This is a genomic window from Paracoccus actinidiae (genome assembly GCF_030863885.1).
In the GTDB taxonomy this organism is placed as follows: domain Bacteria; phylum Pseudomonadota; class Alphaproteobacteria; order Rhodobacterales; family Rhodobacteraceae; genus Paracoccus; species Paracoccus everestensis.
Genome location: NZ_CP132956.1, coordinates 2,861,651 through 2,877,247 on the forward strand (window position 1 = coordinate 2,861,651; position 15,597 = coordinate 2,877,247).

A 15,597-nucleotide genomic window follows, 5' to 3' on the forward strand; every position below is an offset into this window, starting at 1 on the left:
GGCCTAGTCCTTCACGAACAACTTGCGCGGCACGCTTGCCAGCAGTTCCGGCGCGCCTTCGGTGATGGCGATGGATTCGGTAATTTCCAGCCCCATCTCGTCCGACCACAGGCCGGTCATGAAATGGAAGGTCATGCCGGGTTGCAGCACGGTCCTGTCGCCGGGACGCAGCGACATGGTGCGTTCGCCCCAGTCAGGCGGATAGCTGACGCCGATGCCGTATCCGGTGCGCCCGTCCTTGACGATGCCATATTTCTTGAGGACGGCGTAAAACGCGCCCGCGAACTGTTCACAGGTGTTGCCCGCGCGCGCGGCCTCCAGCCCGGCCTCCATTCCCTCCAGAACGGCCTGTTCGCCCTCAAGGAACACCTGCGGCGGCTTGCCCAGGAACACGGTCCGCGACAGGGGCGCATGATAACGGTTGAAGCATCCGGCGATTTCGAAAAACGTGCCTTCGCCTGCGCGCATCGGCCGGTCGTCCCAGGTTAGATGCGCGGCCGCGGCGTCTCGCCCCGATGGCAGCAGTGGCACGATGGCGGGGTAATCGCCGCCGAAACCATCGGTGCCGCGGATGCCCGCGTCATAGATCTCGGCCACGAGATCGCATTTGCGCATCCCCGGCTCGATCTTCTCGAAAATGCGTTCGTGCATCTTCGTGACGATGGCGCCAGCCTTGCGCATATAGTCCAGTTCCGTGGGCGATTTCACAGCCCGCTGCCAGTTGACCAGGCCCGTGGTGTCGCTGAACCGGGCGTCGGGCAGGTGCTTTTGCAACGCTGCAAAGGCGGCGGCAGTGAACCAGTAATTGTCCATTTCGACGCCGATGCGTTTCGCGCCCCAGCCCTTGTCCTTCAGGATCGAGGACAACAGATCCATCGGGTGTTTTTGAGTATTCTGGACGTAATCGTCAGGATAGCCGATGATGTTTTCCTGAGCCAGATAGGCGGTGAAGCGCGCGCCCACCGCGTCCATGCCGCGCCCGAAAAAGATCGGTTCTCCATCCGGGGGAACGACAACGCATTGATGGACATAGAAAGACCAGCCGTCATAGCCGGTCAGCCAGTTCATGTTGGACGGATCGGTCACGATCAGCAGACCGACGCCTTTCTCTTCCATCGCCCGGCGGGTCTTGGCAAGGCGTTGGGCATATTCCTCTCGCGTGAATTTCAATGTGACATCTGTCATTGGGGTTGCTTTCAGAGGGTGAAGTCTTGGCCAGCCCCGGCCTGTGCCGCGCGGGCAAGGGCCAGGGTGGCGATGGCGGTATCCTGGATGCCGGTCCCGGTCAGGTCGGCCAGGGTGATCTGGGTTTCCTCGGTCCGCCCAGGCGCTTGCCCGGCAAGGATTTGGCCCAGTTCGGGAAAGTCGTGGCCCACCAGGGGCGAATGTGCCAGCTCACCCAGTGTGCGGGTCTGCGACAGGCGGTCGGCGACATAATGCGCGACGGCGATCAGGCCGGGGGCGATTTCGTTCTTGTGCTCGGCATCCGAACCCATGGCGGTGACATGCGTGCCGGGTGCGACCTCGTGCAGGATCGGCTGATCCGAAGGCGTGGTGGTAACGATCAGGTCAGCGCCCCTCGTGGCCTCTGTCACGGTTGCGGCAGCGGTCACGGGGATCGACAGGGCCGATCCCATCTCGTCGGCGAAGGCCCGCGCCTTGGCAGGATCGCGCGCCCAGACGGTCGCGCCCGTCAGGGGCCGCACCAGCGTCAGGGCCTGCAACTGCATGCGCGCCTGCATCCCGGCGCCAAGGATGGCTGCCCGTGTGGCGTCAGTTCGCGCCAAACCATCGGCGGCGACCGCGCCGGCTGCGGCGGTGCGCACATCGGTCAGATAGCCGTTGTCCAGCAGCAGCGCCTCGACCAGGCCGGTCGTGGAAGACAGGACCACCATCATGCCATTGGTCGAGGGCAGGCCAAGCGCGGGATTGCCGAAGAAGCCGGGCGAAATCTTGATGGCGAAATGCGACAAGCCCGGCACATAGGCGGTCTTCACGTCCACCTCGCCGCGATGCTCGGGGATGTCCAGCCGCAGGATCGGCGGCATGGCCACGGGTTTCGTCGCAAGGGCCAGGAAGGCGTCGCGGATGCAGGACACGGCGTCACGATCAAGGGGCACGAGGGTCCGCAGATCGGCCTCAGTCAGGATTTTCACCGGCGGTCTCATCCGGCCTCCGATCCGCCGGCCATGAGGCGGGCGTGCAGGGCGGGGTCGATATTGCCGCCAGACAGGATGGTGACGGTCGGCCCCCGGGCGCGGATCTTGCCCGCCAGCAAGGCTGCGGTTCCAACCGCCGCCGCCCCTTCGACAGCATGGTCTGCACGGCCGAGATGGCGGATGCCATCGGCGATTTCCGCCTCGGTCAGCAGGATCACATCATCCAGAAGATCTCGGCAGAGGGAAAAGGTCACGCGATTGTCCAGCCCGATCCCACCGCCCAGGCTGTCGGCCAGGCTTGCGACCTCTTGCACCTCGACCGGATGTCCCGCGCGCAGGCTTGCGGCCATCGCAGCGCCCGTGTCCATGGTTAGCCCGATCACGCGCGTCCTGGGCGACAGCGCCTTGATCGCGACCGCGACTCCTGCCGCGAGGCCGCCACCCGACAGCGGCACCAGCACGGCTTCGGGGGTGTTGATCTCAAGGCCGATGGTGCCTTGGCCTGCCACCACGTCGGGATGGTCGAAGGGCGGGATCTCGGTCATGCCTTCCTCGGCGACCGCACGGGCAACCTCGGTCATCGCCTCGTCCTGGCTGTTGCCGACGATCCGTACCGTGGCACCCAGGTCGCGGATCGCCTGCACCTTATTGGCGGGCACCAGCCGGGACAGACAGATCGTCGCAGGCACGCCAAGCGCCCGTGCCGCATGGGCCAGGGCGCGGCCATGATTGCCGGTCGAAGCGGTGACGACCCCGCGGGACAATTGGCCGGGGTCCAACGACAGGATCGCATTGGTCGCCCCGCGCAGCTTGAAGGCGCCAGTGATCTGGCGGTGTTCGCATTTCAGCCAGACAGGCTGACCAAGCTGTGCCGACAGAACCTCATCTTGGAGCAGCGGCGTTCTGATCACATGACCCTGGATGCGATCGGCAGCGGCACGGATTTCGTCGAAGGTCATTGCATCCTCATCAACTGGCCCGGACCGATGGGATCGGCGACGCCGCAGGCCCGCGCGGCGGCCCACAGCGTGGCGGAATTTGCCGACACCACAGGCAGACCCACCGCATCCTCGATCCGGTCGATAATGGCGGCGGCGCGGACGGCGGTGCAGGCGATAAACAGGGCCTGACTGCCCGGCGTCACGGCGGCACGGGCGGCCTCGATGATCGTCGCATTGGAAATGCGCGCCATCTCTCGATCATCTGCCAGGTTCAGGCAGGACAGGCCTTGCAGGGCAAAGCCGCCACTTTCGAAGCAATCGGCCATCGGCTGCGTCGTTTGCGGCGTATAGGGGGTCAAAAGCGTGATGCGACCCGCGCCAAGCGCCCGCAGCGCCGCGAAGCCGGCCGAGATCGGGGTGATTGGTTCCGCCCCCGGCTTGCCCGCCCGGATCGCATCGCGCACCCGGTCGTCGCCGATCACCACGGATGCCGAGGTGCAACTATAGACGACGGCATCCAGATCCTCATCCGGCAGGATCATCGCCGCCGCCATTGTGACGTCCCCCGCCATTGCGGCCAGCGTTTCGGGCGTCACGGGATTGGCAAAGGGAATGCGTGTGGCATAGACGCCGATGCCATGCGCGGGCAGGACGCTGAAATCGACCTCGGTCGTGTGATCAGTCGCCAGCGTGACCAATCCCACCCGGCGGGCCAGCGGGCGGTTGTCCAGCGTGACGGGCAGGTCTAGCACAATCATCTGCCGGCCCCCCCATAGCGGCGTTCCAGCCACCGCAGCGCGATCACGGAAATCACGCTGACAATCAGGAACATCACGCCCACCATCGTCATCGGCTCGACATAGCGATAGGAACTGTTGGCGACGGATCGCGCCTGGTTCATCAGCTCCAGCACCGTGATCGCGGACAGAAGCGGCGTTTCCTTGAACATCGCCAGCAGGTAATTCGCCATGGCCGGAATCATGGGCGGCAACGCCTGCGGCAGGATCACATGGATCCAGGTCTGGCGCGCGGTCAGGTTGGTGGCCTTCGCCGCCTCCCACTGGCCCCGCGCCACGGATTCGATGCCGCCGCGATACACCTCGGCTGCATAGGTTGCATAATGCAGACCCATGCCAATTACCCCGGCGGTCAGCGCAGGCAGGCGGATTCCGAGGTCGGGCAGGACATAGAAGATGAAGTAAAGCTGCACCAGCAGCGGCGTGCCCCGGATGAATTCCAACGCGAATCCGGTGGTTCGGGACACCAGCCGGCTGGATGAACGGCGCAGGATCGCGAAGACCAGCCCCAGGACCGCGGCAACAATGGCGCCCAGGAAGGTGGCCAGGATGGTGATCCTGAAGCCCGCCAGAAGCTGCGGCAGGATCGACCAGGCGAATTCCCAGTCCCATTCCATCAGCGCACCCCGTCCAGGCCGCGCGTCACGCGCCGCTCCAACCGCCGCATCCCAAAGGAAATGGCAGACGACATCGCAAAATAAAGGATCAGAATGGTAACGAAAGGCAGCAGCGTGTTGCCAGTCTGCGACCGCACGATCTGTGCCTGGAAGGTCATGTCGGCCAGCGAGATCAGCGACACGACAGCCGTGGCCTTCAAAAGCTCGATGGCGTTGTTGCCAAAGGTCGGCAGCATCAACGGCAATGCCTGCGGCAGGATCACATGGCGCATCTGCTGGAAGCGGGTCAGGTTCACGGCGATGCAGGCCTCGTATTGGTCACGTGGCACGGCCAGGATCGCGCCTCGCACGACCTCGGCCCCATAGGCGCCGACGTTCAGCCCAAGCGCGAGGACGCCTGCCTGCATGGGTGTGGGCGTCCACAGACCGGTCATCGGCAGCACGAAATAGATCCAGAACAGCTGCACGAAGATCGAGGTGCCGCGAAAGAACTCGATATAGACCGTCGCCAGCCAACGCAGCGCCCCATGGCGGGAAATGCGTCCCATCCCTGCGACAAAGGCCATGACCAGTGCCACGGCCGATCCCATCAGCGTCAGCTGAACGGTGATCCATGCCCCCTGAAGGATAAGCGTCAGATATCCAGACCAGTCGCCCATGCGCTGATGCCGCCTTTCTTCTGTCGGATGGACGGGCGGGATCCGGTCCCGCCCCTTCGGATCATTCCTGCGCGCAGAGCGTGTCGCGGTCGGTCGAGATCGCAGCCTGGGCCGAGAAGCCATAGGGTTCGATGATCTTCGCGAACTCGCCCGATTCCTTCAGCTTGGCCAATTCCACGTCGAAGGCATCACGTAGCGCGGTATCGTTCTTGTGGAAGGCCGCTCCGTCGCAATAAACCGGGGCACCCACGACCGGCGCGAAGACTTCCAGCTTGTCGTCGCCCGATTTCGCCAGCAGATCATTGAGCGACAGGACGGGCAGCGAATAGGCATCGATACGGCCGTCCTGCACCATCTTCAGCCCCGATTGCGGATCGGGCACGACGACCAGCCGGTCGCGCGGCACGCCCGCGTCAAGCGCCAGCTTTTCCTCGGTCCCGCCGCCGGGGGCACCAAGCCGGGCTTCGGGATCGTTGGCGAAATCCTCATAGGACTGGAAGCCCTGGGGGTTGCCTGCAGGCAGCAGCAGGGCTTCGGCATCGCACAGGATCGGCTGGGAATAAGCAACGGCCTCGCAGCGTTCGGGCTTCATGAACAGGCCCGCGGTGATCGCGTCGACGCGGCCTGCCTGAAGGCTGGGGATCATTGCGCCGTAATCGACGATCGAGGCCTCCAGATCGGCCACCCCAAGCGCTGCAAAGACCGCGCGTGCCACATCGGGGGCTGCGCCCGACACTTTGCCATCGGCGCCGATGGCGGTGAAAGGCGGCTCGTTGCCGATGGCGATACGGACGGTGCCCGCTTCCTTCAGGTCGTCCAGCTTGTCTGCAAGGGCGGGCAGCGGCGCCGCCAGAAGAAGGGCGGCAATCAGGCATGTCTTCATTGTTCTCTCCTGTTTGATGGGCATCACACGCGCTGTCCGGCGGCGATGATCTTGCGCAGGAAGGACTTCGTGCGGTCCTCTTGCGGCGCGGTGAAGATTTGGTCAGGCGGGCCTTGTTCGACGATCCGGCCCTTGTCGAAGAACAGCACGCGGTCGGCGAAATCATGGGCAAAGCCCATTTCATGCGTGACCAGCAGCATGGTCATGTCGGTCTCATTGGCCAGGCGCTTCATGACCTCCAGCACTTCCTCGACCAGTTCGGGGTCAAGGGCCGAAGTCACCTCGTCGAACAGCATGATCTGCGGCTGAAGGGCCAGGGCACGGGCGATGGCCACGCGTTGCTTCTGGCCGCCGGACAGTTGGGCGGGCATGTAATCGGCCTTGTCGGCCAGACCCACCATGTCCAGCAATTCCCGCGCCCGCCGTTCTGCATCGGGGCGTTTCTCACCCTTGGTCAGGATCGGCGCCATGGTGATGTTCTGCAACACCGACTTATGGGGGAACAGGTTGAAGTGCTGGAAGACCATGCCGATATGGCGGCGCATCTGATGCAGATGCGCTTCGTTCGCCGGCACCTCGGCACCGTTCCTGTTCATGTGGTACAGCGGCTGGCCGCAAACCTCGATCCGGCCCCCTGAAATATGCTCCAGCGTCATCAGGATCCGCAGGATCGTGGTCTTGCCCGAACCGGATGGGCCGATCAGGGCAAGCTTTTCCCCCTTCATCACGTCAAAGCTGAGGCCGTTGATGACCGTCAGCGTCCCAAAGGACTTTTGCAGGTCACGGATGCTGATGATCGGCTGGTCCAAAGTCTTTCTCCTGTTCTGGGGATAAACCTTGCAGCGCAATTAAATCAGGTCAATAACGAAATTAAATCATGACAATCATTCCTCATGTCTTGCCTACCCAATAAGCGACAGAACCGGCTCGGACGGATTATCCAGCGTTTCCGCCACCAGTGACAGGCCGCGCCGCAGATCATCGGCATCGGTCGATCCCAAGGCGATCCGCACCGCATCGCGCCGGTCCCGATCCCCAAGCCGGAAAGCCCGACCAGATGCCACGGCCACGCCGCGCTGCCGGGCCTGGGCGACGAATTCATCCTCGCTGCGGCCCGGCGGCACGTGCAGCCAGATATGCAGGCCTTGCGGATGGGCGCTGAAGGATGCTGCGCCCAACACCTCGCGCGCGATGGCATGGCGTTCGCGCAGCGCCTCGCGTTGCCAGCCGATGAGGCGGTCAACGGTTCCGTCGGTGATCCAGTGACTGAGCAGTTCGACCATGGCGGGCGTCGCCATCCAGTTGGTGACCAGGTGGCGGTTGGCGGTGGCCAGGGCGCAACGCGGGGGTGATACCAACCAGGCCACCCGAAGGCCAGGCAGCGTGGACTTGGTGAAGCCGTTGATGTGCAGCACGCGTTCAGGCGCCAGCACCGCCATGGGGGTTGGCCGATCCTCGATCATGACGTTCAGCATGTCGTTCTCGATCACCAGCAGATCATGGCGCCGGGCGACCTCGGCCAGTTCGGCGCGACGTTCGAGACTGGTCAAGACTGCCCGGGGGTTGATCGCAGACGGCTGCATATAGACAGCGTGCAGACCACCCTTTCGGGCCAGATGATCAAGCGCTTCGGGAATGATGCCGTCTGCGTCGATGGGCAGCCCTTCCAGCTGCAGGCCCAGATACTTGCACAAGGGCATCAGCAGGTGATGGGTCAGGCAAGCCGCCGCCAGGGTTCCCGCAGGGGGAACCGAGCTCATCACGGCGGTGGTTATGGCCGATGTCGCGCCGTCTGTCAGAGTGATGTTCTCGGGTGCGGTGTCGATGCCCCCGCGCCGCAGCCAGTCGGCGGCCACCTGCTTGTGCTGCGGCAGCACTGAACTGGGTCGAAAGGACAGCGCCGCCGGAACGGACAGGTTCTCGGCCACCCAGTGGAGACCCTTGCGGAAGGTTTCGACATGCATCCGCCCGGTCACAGGCTTGAGGATCGACAGGTCAATCAATCCGCCCTGCCGCTCGGCCAGGTAGGGCGGGGCATTCTCGGCCCCAGCCGGCAGGACAAAGGATCCGCGACCGACCTCGCCCGCCACAAGGCCTCGGCGGATCAGTTCCTCATAGGCGCGCGACACGGTCTGGACCGACAGGCCAAGGTCATCGGCAAGCTTGCGATGGGGCGGCAGGCGTGTCCCCGCAGCCAGATGCCCGTCACGGATTGCACGGGCATACTGCTCAGCCAGCGACAGATAAGCCGGCCGGTGCAATAACTTGGGATCAGGGCGCCAGATTGTCATGATACGACATTAGCTCAAATTAGTGATTTGGCAATGGCTCGTGCGCTGTCATGCGTTTGGTCCAGCGACCCAACGACCGGTTTCAATATAAAAGCTGATCCGGTTCTGCCCAACCAACAGCTCGGGTCAAGAGGGCGGACTTATGCCGCAAAGGTCATGCGGCCGACACTCTACCCAGATCGCAAGGGCATCCACCACGTGATGGGCACCAAGTTCCTAAAGGTCCGAATTGTCTTTCTGACGTCAGCGCGCCGATGTTGGCAAGATGCGCACCTCTGGCGCCGAAGCCGCCCGCGGCGACCAGAAAGGCGTGGGCATCCACGGTAAGCGAGTCTGGGCCGGTGCTGTAGGAGTCAAAGGCATCATCGCCATACACGCTCGTGTAGACGCTGGTGATAGGGGTGATGTGGTAGGCGGTCATGAGTGGTCTTTCCGGATTGAGCTGAGGGAGATGATGCTAAGGGGTCTCGGGCCGGGAGAGGCTGGGATGAGGGGGCGGGCTCGCCAGGGCGGGGCCCGAGGTTGACGTGATCGGGAGTGCTGCTTAGCCTTTTGGCGAGAACGATCTCCGCATAGGCTGACGGCAGGCGCAGCGGGCCGTCTGTGGCCGTGTTGAAGCGGGCCATGGCGGCGAGAAGCTCCTGTTCGAGCGCCTTCTAGGTATCGGCGTCGAGCGTTCCGAAAGCCTTGTGGATGGGTCCGTAGAAGCAGCGGAGCTCCGCTGTGGCACCCCGATGGCATGGCACAAGTTCCTTGGTGTGCTCGTGATGGCCTGCGGGATCTGGCTGGAGCGGCAGGGCGTTCAAAAACCCGCCGCGTCCATGCCCCGCTGGCAGGAGGCCGCGTCCAAGCTCGTCCACGGCGGCCTTCTGGCCGCGATCGTCGCCAAGCCGGTCGGACATCTTGATGACCATCGCCGGAGGTCGTGCCCTGACCATCTGACCGCCGCAGTCACGAAGGCCAACATGGCTGCAGCAAGGCATGTCTCACGGTGAAGACTGTGATCTGCCGTCGGCTCGCAAGAGACGGTGCGCAGGATCAGTATCGGCTGCGAACTTGCATGGCAGATTGCAGGCCCTTCTAGACTGTCAATCACCCCCGTGCGATGATCTCCAGCACTGCGATGGATCGACAGGAAGCTCGCACCTTGCTTGTTGGAGCTGCCAGACGTCCGCTGCTCGGTCCCTCGCCGAGGAAAAGGCGGCTTGCCTGGCGGTTCTGGCTTGCTACTTTCCCGACACAGCCGAGGCGGCAGAGAGCCGCAATCCTTCCGCAGCTAAGCGCACGCTGCTGCGCGCGTATGTCCACCAACTCTACGGCTATGCGACCGGCTGGCTTTAATGGACTTCATCAAAGACCTGGACTGTGAAGCGTTTGCGAAAAGCTCTAACTCCACTCGGCACCCAGTCCGGCATGGCACCCCCGGTCAACTCACTGACTGCCGCTTTTGGTGTCAACGAGTTTTATGGAGCGCCTGGTTTCTCGCGGACAGCAGTGGATGCCGTGCTGATCCCGCAATCGCTGGCCGAACTGCGGACGAGGAATGTCTGCAGTGAGACTACACCAGGCTCAACACGGTCATCAGGATGACACTGGCTCCCCGCGCAAGATCCGCATATATAGTCGGACCTCGATAACGCTCGGCTGATCGCCAGGTGCCGATGACCGCCATGATGTTGTAGGGCAGAGTAAACGCATAGCCGGCAATCAAGGCTTCCCAGGGTCGGTCAAGACTTGTCAGTGTCAGAAGCGCGATGATGGCTGACAGGTTGATTGTCAGCCCGATCGTCACCGTCCACGTCCAGAAAGCCTCATCAAGCGGCAGATCGCCCCGCCAGAATGCCCGCAGCCTTGTCATCGCAGCATCCGCCGCATGGCATGCCCCGGTCGCCGATGTTCGGCAGCGGCGTCTCGGCCCAAAAGGATCCCCGGGCACAGGGAGGTTCGCTCCATGAACCTTTCCCACCTGACCCGCGGCCCCTTTATCATGCAAGCGCCGCCGCGGGTGCCGAGGTCGCGATCTTTCCAGTCGGCAGAACCCGCCTGACGATATCGGACAGGGAGATGACCCCCAGCAGGCGGTCGTCTTCCATGACCACCGCCAACTGCACACTTGCGGCGCGCATCCGGGACAAGGCTTCGTAGACCGGCATCCTGGGGTCCAGGACATGCGCCGGACGGGCGATGGGGGCGGCAGGGCTGCTGTCAGGCAACAGCAGGGCATCGCGCACATGCACGATGGTGGGAACAGAACCCTGCTTCGTCATCAGGATGCGCATATGCCCTGAGGCAAGGCCTGCCGCACGAACATCGGCGGCCGTCGCCGTTGGTCCGACCTGCGTCAGATCCCTGCCCATACCAACCAACGCGGAGACCCGCAGGGTTCCCAGGTCGATCAGGCCCGACAGCTGCTGCTGCACTTCGGGGGCCAGTGTTCCCGACTTGGCCGAATGCTCGACCAGCTGGCGGATGGTCGCCGCGTCGCGGCCACCGACAGCAGCCTTCTCGACCGGCTCGACGCCGCTGGCCTCGACCAGCCGGTTTGCAAGCCGGTTCACCCATCTTAAAAGTGGGCGAAGCGGCCACACGTAGGCCTGCGCAATCAGGCCCACCGTCATCGCGGAGCGCTCGGGATGGGCAATGGCCCAGGACTTCGGCGCCATCTCGCCAACGACCAGATGCAGGAAGGTCACCACGAACATTGACAGCGCGAAGGCCATGCCGCCCGCGAGCCAGAGGGGCAGTCCGACGGAAACCAGCACCGGCCCCATCCAGGCGTCCAGGGCGGGTTTCGTGACTGCACCAAGCGCAAAGGTGCAGACGGTGATGCCAAGCTGCGCGCCCGCCAGCATCAGCGTCAGGTCGTTCATGCCGCGCAGGGCGGCGCGGGCAGACCGTCTGGTCGGCGCCAGTTCCTCGAGCCGGTGACGGCGGGCGCCCAGCAAAGCGAACTCGATGATGACGAACAGTGCGCTGAGCGCGATCAGGGCCACAGTCACCAGGGTGACGATCAGGGGGTCTTTCATGCGTCGTCCCCGGTCATCTGGCTTTCCACCAGCCGCACTCGCAGCCGGGCCGGAACATGGCGCTCGATGCGCAGAACCTCGACCTCCAGAAGCCAGCGGGTGGGATTGCGATCCACCAGTTCGGCGGGATCGACGGGCAGCGGGATCGTGACCCGCTCGCCCTCGGCGGGCAGCGCGCCACGTGCGGCGATCAGCAGCCCGGCGACGGTCTCGACGTCGGGTTGCGGCAGATCACGGCCAATGGTGCGGCGCAACTCGTCGAGATGGACGTCGCCGTCGATCAGCCAGCTGTCCTCAGTCTCTGGCGTCACCCCGTCGCTGGGGCTGTCGTCATGTTCGTCCGAAATCTCGCCCACGACCTCCATCGCCAGATCCTCAAGCGTCAGGACGCCTGCGAAACCGCCATATTCGTCGATGACACAAGCCAGCTGGTTGTTGGACGAGGCCAGCAGGGCCAGGGCGTCCGGCAAGGGCATCAGCGTCGGGATCACCAAGGGCTTCCGCATCACATCCGCAACGGTTCCGCCCGTGCCCCCTGACGCCTGAGGGGACAGGACATCGGCTAGGTGAACGACCCCGACCGGCGTATCCTCGCCGTCGATGACCGGATAGCGGGTATGGGCACGCGCCATCATGGCGCGCAGTTCCTCCAGCGTTGTCTCGGGACTGACCCAATCGACCTGGGAACGCGGCACCATGGCATGTTCGACATCCTGCTGCGGAAAGTCGAGGATCCGGTCCATCATCAACGACAGCTCGACCGGCAGATCGCCGCTGTCGCGGGAGTCCTGGATGATGTGATGAAGGTCGTCGGCCGAGGCGGTGACGTCGAGATCATGCACGGGCTCGATCCGCAGGGCACGCAGCAGCAGGTTGGCCGCCTTGTCGAACAGCCCGATCAGCCAGCCGAAGACGGTCAGGTATATCAGCGTCGAGCGGGCAAGCTTTCGGGCCAGCGGCTCGGGATCGGCAATGGCCAGGTTCTTGGGGTAAAGCTCGCCGAAGATCATCTGGATGATCGTGGCGGCGAAAAGGGCCAGCATCGTGCCGGTTGCAACCCCGACCTCGGTCGGGATGCCCATGCCGCCCAGAAGCACCCCCAGCGACTGGCCAACCAGCGGCTCGGCCACGAAGCCCACCAGAAGGCCGGTGACGGTGATACCCAGTTGTGCGCCCGACAGCATGAAGCTGGTGCGGCGCGTCACTGCAAGCGCCCGCTTGGCCGCGGCATCGCCCTGCCCCGCCTGCGCCGCCAGCCGCGCGCGGTCCACGGACATATAGGCGAATTCCTGGGCCACGAAATATCCGTTGACGGCAATGATCGCCAGGATCACGAGGGTTCCGATGAGAAGCAGCAGAAGGGCCTCGATCATCGGCGGGTCCTCCGGCAACTTCGGGGGCGGATCGGCTCGGGGCTGGGGTGCATCGTGTTTTGCTACCTTTGTGGGTGTTCAGGAAAGATGACGTCTGGAAAGGATTTGGCACGCCTTCTGGCGGGCAATCTATGACAAGCGGATCACGAGGGAACTGCCTTACGGTATTTGAGCGACTTGGCGTGGTTGGCGATCCAATCCATGGCCGGCAAACAGCCCACGTTCAATCAGCCGTTCCATGATCTTCCCTTCGCGCGGCGGGCGGTGGGGGGGACTTTTGCCGGTACCGTCTCGCAGGCCAGCAGATGTAGCAGACGGGTTGTCAGAACTACGACAGACATGGTGAAGGACGCGGCAAGGCCTGCAAATGCGGCAGGACTCGATATCCATTCGGACAGCAAGGGGAACTCCATGGCTCAGGAAAGAAATCCAGTCGCAACTCTGGCGACCAGAAGGACTGTGGCAACGATGATGCCCGACATCAGGACCAGGCAGGTCAGCGACAAGGCCCAGACCAACAGCACCCCCAACCCGTCGCGCATGGCCAAGGCAAGCGCGAGTGCCGTCATGCAGGCCGCAGGAGGGATGTTCCCGAGCGGCACCGGCAGGATCAGGATGATCGACAGGATCAGGCACAGAAGACCCGAAACCCGGTATGCCCAACCTTCGCTCAGAGCGTGAAGCCGGGGCCTCATCAGGCGTTCGCAGCGGCGCAGAACAGGCGAGGCGCGGGCCGCGATCGTGGCCACCATCGCGGACGATATCCCTCGCTCCATAATGACGCGAGGAAACCAGGGCCGCCGGTCGAGAAGCATCGCCAGGGACAGGTAAAGCATGGGCATCCCCAGGATCATGGATGATCCCGGAGGATTCGGCAGCATGTTAAGGATGCCGAAGATCATCAACAGCGCCAAGGTCGCGCGGTCCTGAAACCACGCGACCAGCAGGGTAAGGGTCAGCCTGTCCGAAGCCCTTCGGGCGGCGAGCCGGTCAATCAGCCGAGACAGGGGCTGCCGACTTCGGTCCTCGTCCCCGGCATCTTCCTCTGACGCCGGGGAGAGTGCAGGCTGACTGCCGTCGCTCATTCCTCGCCGCCGCCATCGTCGTAGCCCGCGTCGTCATAGCCGGCCTCGTCATCCATCGGCTCCTCGATGGGGGCTTCCGCCGCAGACGCGTCGCCCGCGAACATGCCGCCAAGGGCATTGCCCAGCAGGACGCCGCCCGCCACGCCCATGGCGGTCTGCGCGGCGCCCGCCATGAAGCCGCCGCCGCCGGACGGGCGGCCGCTGTTCCAGGGACTGCCGCCCTGCGGAGCCTGCCCGTGGCCTTGCTGACCGTAGCCCTGCTGCCCATAGGGAGAGGACTGCGGCCGCTGAGCCATGGGCCGCGGCGCCTGCGGCTGGCCGCCGCCAAAGAGCCGCCCGAGGAGGCCGCCGCCCTGCTGGGGCTGGGGCTGGTGCTGCAGTTGCTGGATGTGCTCTTGTGCCGCGTTCAGCGCCTGTTCCTGCACCATCACCGTCTGGGCCAGGTAGTAGGCCGCGCCGGGATTGTGTGCGATGAGGTCGCCGATCAGCGCCTCGGCCTCGGGGTCGCGATGAGGCTGGGCTTGGGCGGCCTGGCCGAGCTTGCCAAACAGCCCCTCGATGGCTTGCCTGTCGTTATGGTCCATGACGTCTTCTCCTTCTTGTCTGCCGACGCAAACTGTCGGCGCTCAGCGTCCCAAAGGTATCATCCGATGACAGGCCCATACGATTTTGAATCAGACCAAGATCACAAGCGCAATACCGTGCCCCGCAATCTGCCCCGGTTACCCCCAGTTACCCCCCTGCCCTTCTCGTTACGACTAACCAGGAGGACACTTTTTGTCCTACATCCGCCAATTTCGTCGTCCATGCGGATCACCCCGCGGATTAGGGATGAGCGTCTAGACGTGTAAATGAGCCCCTTACCTGAAAGAGGTAACATCCGGGAGGATCCGAAGTTTGGGAGGCCTGCAGACAACAGCAGCGCAAGGAAACGCTGCCTCTTTCGCCTACCGCGACGTGAAAGACCTACTATGGAACGATCATCAAACGACCGTTTTATAGTACCATCCAAAACTGTATTTCACCGCTTCCCCCACCCCTCCCCCAGTCAAGCAGGAGAAATGACCGTCAGCGTCGGGAAATAGGTTGTGTATCGCCCTTGGTCTCGGGTCAGCAGGCGGTAGCCGCGAACGGCGGCGTGGGCGCCGATGTAGAAGTCGGGCAAAGGCGACGCGCGGGCGCCACCGCGGCGGCGATAGGCCAGGAACGCCTTGCCCGCCAGAAAGGCGGCCGACCAGGGCAGGGCTTCGCGGTGAAAGACATCCTCGGGCAGCAGGGCGTCCAGCGTTTCGATCCGACTGTGCGCCACGGACAGTTCGGCATAGATCAGCGGGTTGATGACAAGCCGCGCGTCCTGCCCGGCCTGCCTCAAGGCCTTTGCTGACCAGGGCGACCATTCGGGATCTTGGGTAGAAATGTCGATCAGGATGTTGGAATCGACCAGGACCGGCGTCATTCGCGGGTCAGGGCCATGATCTCGTTCGTGGACAGGCGGCTGTCCGCGCTGCCGGTCAGTCCGTCGATCACGGCGTCAAGGCGCATGGCCTTGTGCTCGACACCCTGCCCCGCCGGGACCACACGAACCACACCATCGTCGCCGATGATGAAATCGACCTCGGTTCCCGGCTGAAGCCCGGCGAAATCCCGTACTGTCTGCGGGATGGTGACCTGACCCTTGATGGTGATGCGCATGATGAACCTCCCTGGTATTACCTGCAGTAATACCATGCCGAGGTCTGCGAAGACAAGATAGACGGCCGGGAAAG

At 63.8% G+C, this 15,597-nt stretch carries 18 protein-coding genes; 1 reads left to right on the forward strand and 17 read right to left on the reverse strand.

All coding sequences use genetic code 11. The features are described 5' to 3' along the window. Nucleotides 1–3 precede the first annotated feature (3 nt). The 10 genes from doeA to Q5701_RS14310 form a co-directional block, all read right to left on the reverse strand. Complete coding sequence (doeA, locus tag Q5701_RS14265) at nucleotides 4–1,185, reverse strand: ectoine hydrolase DoeA (RefSeq protein ID WP_306751642.1); 1,182 nt, start codon at nucleotides 1,183–1,185, stop codon at nucleotides 4–6. Between the two features lie 11 nt (nucleotides 1,186–1,196). Next, nucleotides 1,197–2,168, reverse strand: a complete 972-nt coding sequence (locus Q5701_RS14270; protein WP_306751643.1) for a cyclodeaminase — start codon at nucleotides 2,166–2,168, stop codon at nucleotides 1,197–1,199. Beyond that, nucleotides 2,165–3,118 (reverse strand): hydroxyectoine utilization dehydratase EutB, encoded by a 954-nt coding sequence (eutB, locus tag Q5701_RS14275; RefSeq protein WP_306751644.1) that lies wholly within the window; start codon nucleotides 3,116–3,118, stop codon nucleotides 2,165–2,167. The genes Q5701_RS14270 and eutB overlap by 4 nt, the downstream gene beginning before the upstream one ends. Continuing rightward, on the reverse strand, nucleotides 3,115–3,858 hold the full coding sequence (locus tag Q5701_RS14280; protein WP_306751645.1) for an aspartate racemase/maleate isomerase family protein: 744 nt from the start codon (nucleotides 3,856–3,858) through the stop codon (nucleotides 3,115–3,117). The genes eutB and Q5701_RS14280 overlap by 4 nt, the downstream gene beginning before the upstream one ends. Beyond that, a complete protein-coding gene (gene ehuD / locus Q5701_RS14285; protein WP_306751646.1) occupies nucleotides 3,855–4,514 on the reverse strand; it encodes an ectoine/hydroxyectoine ABC transporter permease subunit EhuD in 660 nt (219 codons plus the stop codon). The genes Q5701_RS14280 and ehuD overlap by 4 nt, the downstream gene beginning before the upstream one ends. Next, entirely contained in the window at nucleotides 4,514–5,173 is a 660-nt protein-coding gene (ehuC, locus tag Q5701_RS14290) for an ectoine/hydroxyectoine ABC transporter permease subunit EhuC (protein WP_306751647.1), read from the reverse strand. Before ehuC ends, ehuD begins: the two co-directional genes overlap by 1 nt. Before the next feature lie 61 nt (nucleotides 5,174–5,234). After that, on the reverse strand, nucleotides 5,235–6,056 hold the full coding sequence (ehuB, locus tag Q5701_RS14295) for an ectoine/hydroxyectoine ABC transporter substrate-binding protein EhuB (protein WP_306751649.1): 822 nt from the start codon (nucleotides 6,054–6,056) through the stop codon (nucleotides 5,235–5,237). A gap of 23 nt (nucleotides 6,057–6,079) precedes the next feature. Continuing rightward, nucleotides 6,080–6,865, reverse strand: a complete 786-nt coding sequence (gene ehuA / locus Q5701_RS14300) for an ectoine/hydroxyectoine ABC transporter ATP-binding protein EhuA (protein WP_306751650.1) — start codon at nucleotides 6,863–6,865, stop codon at nucleotides 6,080–6,082. A 93-nt stretch (nucleotides 6,866–6,958) separates the two neighbouring features. Continuing rightward, on the reverse strand, nucleotides 6,959–8,347 hold the full coding sequence (gene ehuR, locus Q5701_RS14305; protein ID WP_306751651.1) for a MocR-like ectoine utilization transcription factor EhuR: 1,389 nt from the start codon (nucleotides 8,345–8,347) through the stop codon (nucleotides 6,959–6,961). 154 nt (nucleotides 8,348–8,501) lie between these two features. Continuing rightward, nucleotides 8,502–8,768 (reverse strand): hypothetical protein, encoded by a 267-nt coding sequence (locus Q5701_RS14310; protein ID WP_306751652.1) that lies wholly within the window; start codon nucleotides 8,766–8,768, stop codon nucleotides 8,502–8,504. 313 nt (nucleotides 8,769–9,081) lie between these two features. Between Q5701_RS14310 and Q5701_RS14315 the strand changes: the two genes are divergently transcribed. Then, on the forward strand, nucleotides 9,082–9,342 hold the full coding sequence (locus tag Q5701_RS14315; RefSeq protein WP_306751653.1) for a hypothetical protein: 261 nt from the start codon (nucleotides 9,082–9,084) through the stop codon (nucleotides 9,340–9,342). Nucleotides 9,343–9,905: 563 nt separating this feature from the next. Here the strand turns inward: Q5701_RS14315 and Q5701_RS14320 are convergent. The 7 genes from Q5701_RS14320 to Q5701_RS14350 all read right to left on the reverse strand — a co-directional run bounded on the left by Q5701_RS14320 (nucleotide 9,906) and on the right by Q5701_RS14350 (nucleotide 15,523). Continuing rightward, nucleotides 9,906–10,205, reverse strand: a complete 300-nt coding sequence (locus Q5701_RS14320) for a hypothetical protein (RefSeq protein WP_306751654.1) — start codon at nucleotides 10,203–10,205, stop codon at nucleotides 9,906–9,908. Between the two features lie 127 nt (nucleotides 10,206–10,332). Continuing rightward, entirely contained in the window at nucleotides 10,333–11,373 is a 1,041-nt protein-coding gene (locus tag Q5701_RS14325; RefSeq protein WP_306751655.1) for a CNNM domain-containing protein, read from the reverse strand. Beyond that, nucleotides 11,370–12,746 carry a hemolysin family protein gene (locus Q5701_RS14330; protein WP_306751656.1) on the reverse strand — a complete coding sequence of 459 codons (1,377 nt, stop codon included), beginning with the start codon at nucleotides 12,744–12,746 and terminating at the stop codon, nucleotides 11,370–11,372. The genes Q5701_RS14325 and Q5701_RS14330 overlap by 4 nt, the downstream gene beginning before the upstream one ends. 416 nt (nucleotides 12,747–13,162) lie before the next feature. Next, nucleotides 13,163–13,831 (reverse strand): exopolysaccharide biosynthesis protein, encoded by a 669-nt coding sequence (locus Q5701_RS14335; protein WP_306751657.1) that lies wholly within the window; start codon nucleotides 13,829–13,831, stop codon nucleotides 13,163–13,165. Then, nucleotides 13,828–14,415, reverse strand: a complete 588-nt coding sequence (locus Q5701_RS14340; RefSeq protein WP_306751659.1) for a DUF2076 domain-containing protein — start codon at nucleotides 14,413–14,415, stop codon at nucleotides 13,828–13,830. Before Q5701_RS14340 ends, Q5701_RS14335 begins: the two co-directional genes overlap by 4 nt. Before the next feature lie 464 nt (nucleotides 14,416–14,879). After that, nucleotides 14,880–15,287: a type II toxin-antitoxin system VapC family toxin gene (locus tag Q5701_RS14345; RefSeq protein WP_306751661.1), complete on the reverse strand. Its 408-nt coding sequence runs from the start codon at nucleotides 15,285–15,287 to the stop codon at nucleotides 14,880–14,882. Then, entirely contained in the window at nucleotides 15,284–15,523 is a 240-nt protein-coding gene (locus Q5701_RS14350) for an AbrB/MazE/SpoVT family DNA-binding domain-containing protein (RefSeq protein ID WP_306751662.1), read from the reverse strand. The genes Q5701_RS14345 and Q5701_RS14350 overlap by 4 nt, the downstream gene beginning before the upstream one ends. Nucleotides 15,524–15,597: the final 74 nt, after the last annotated feature.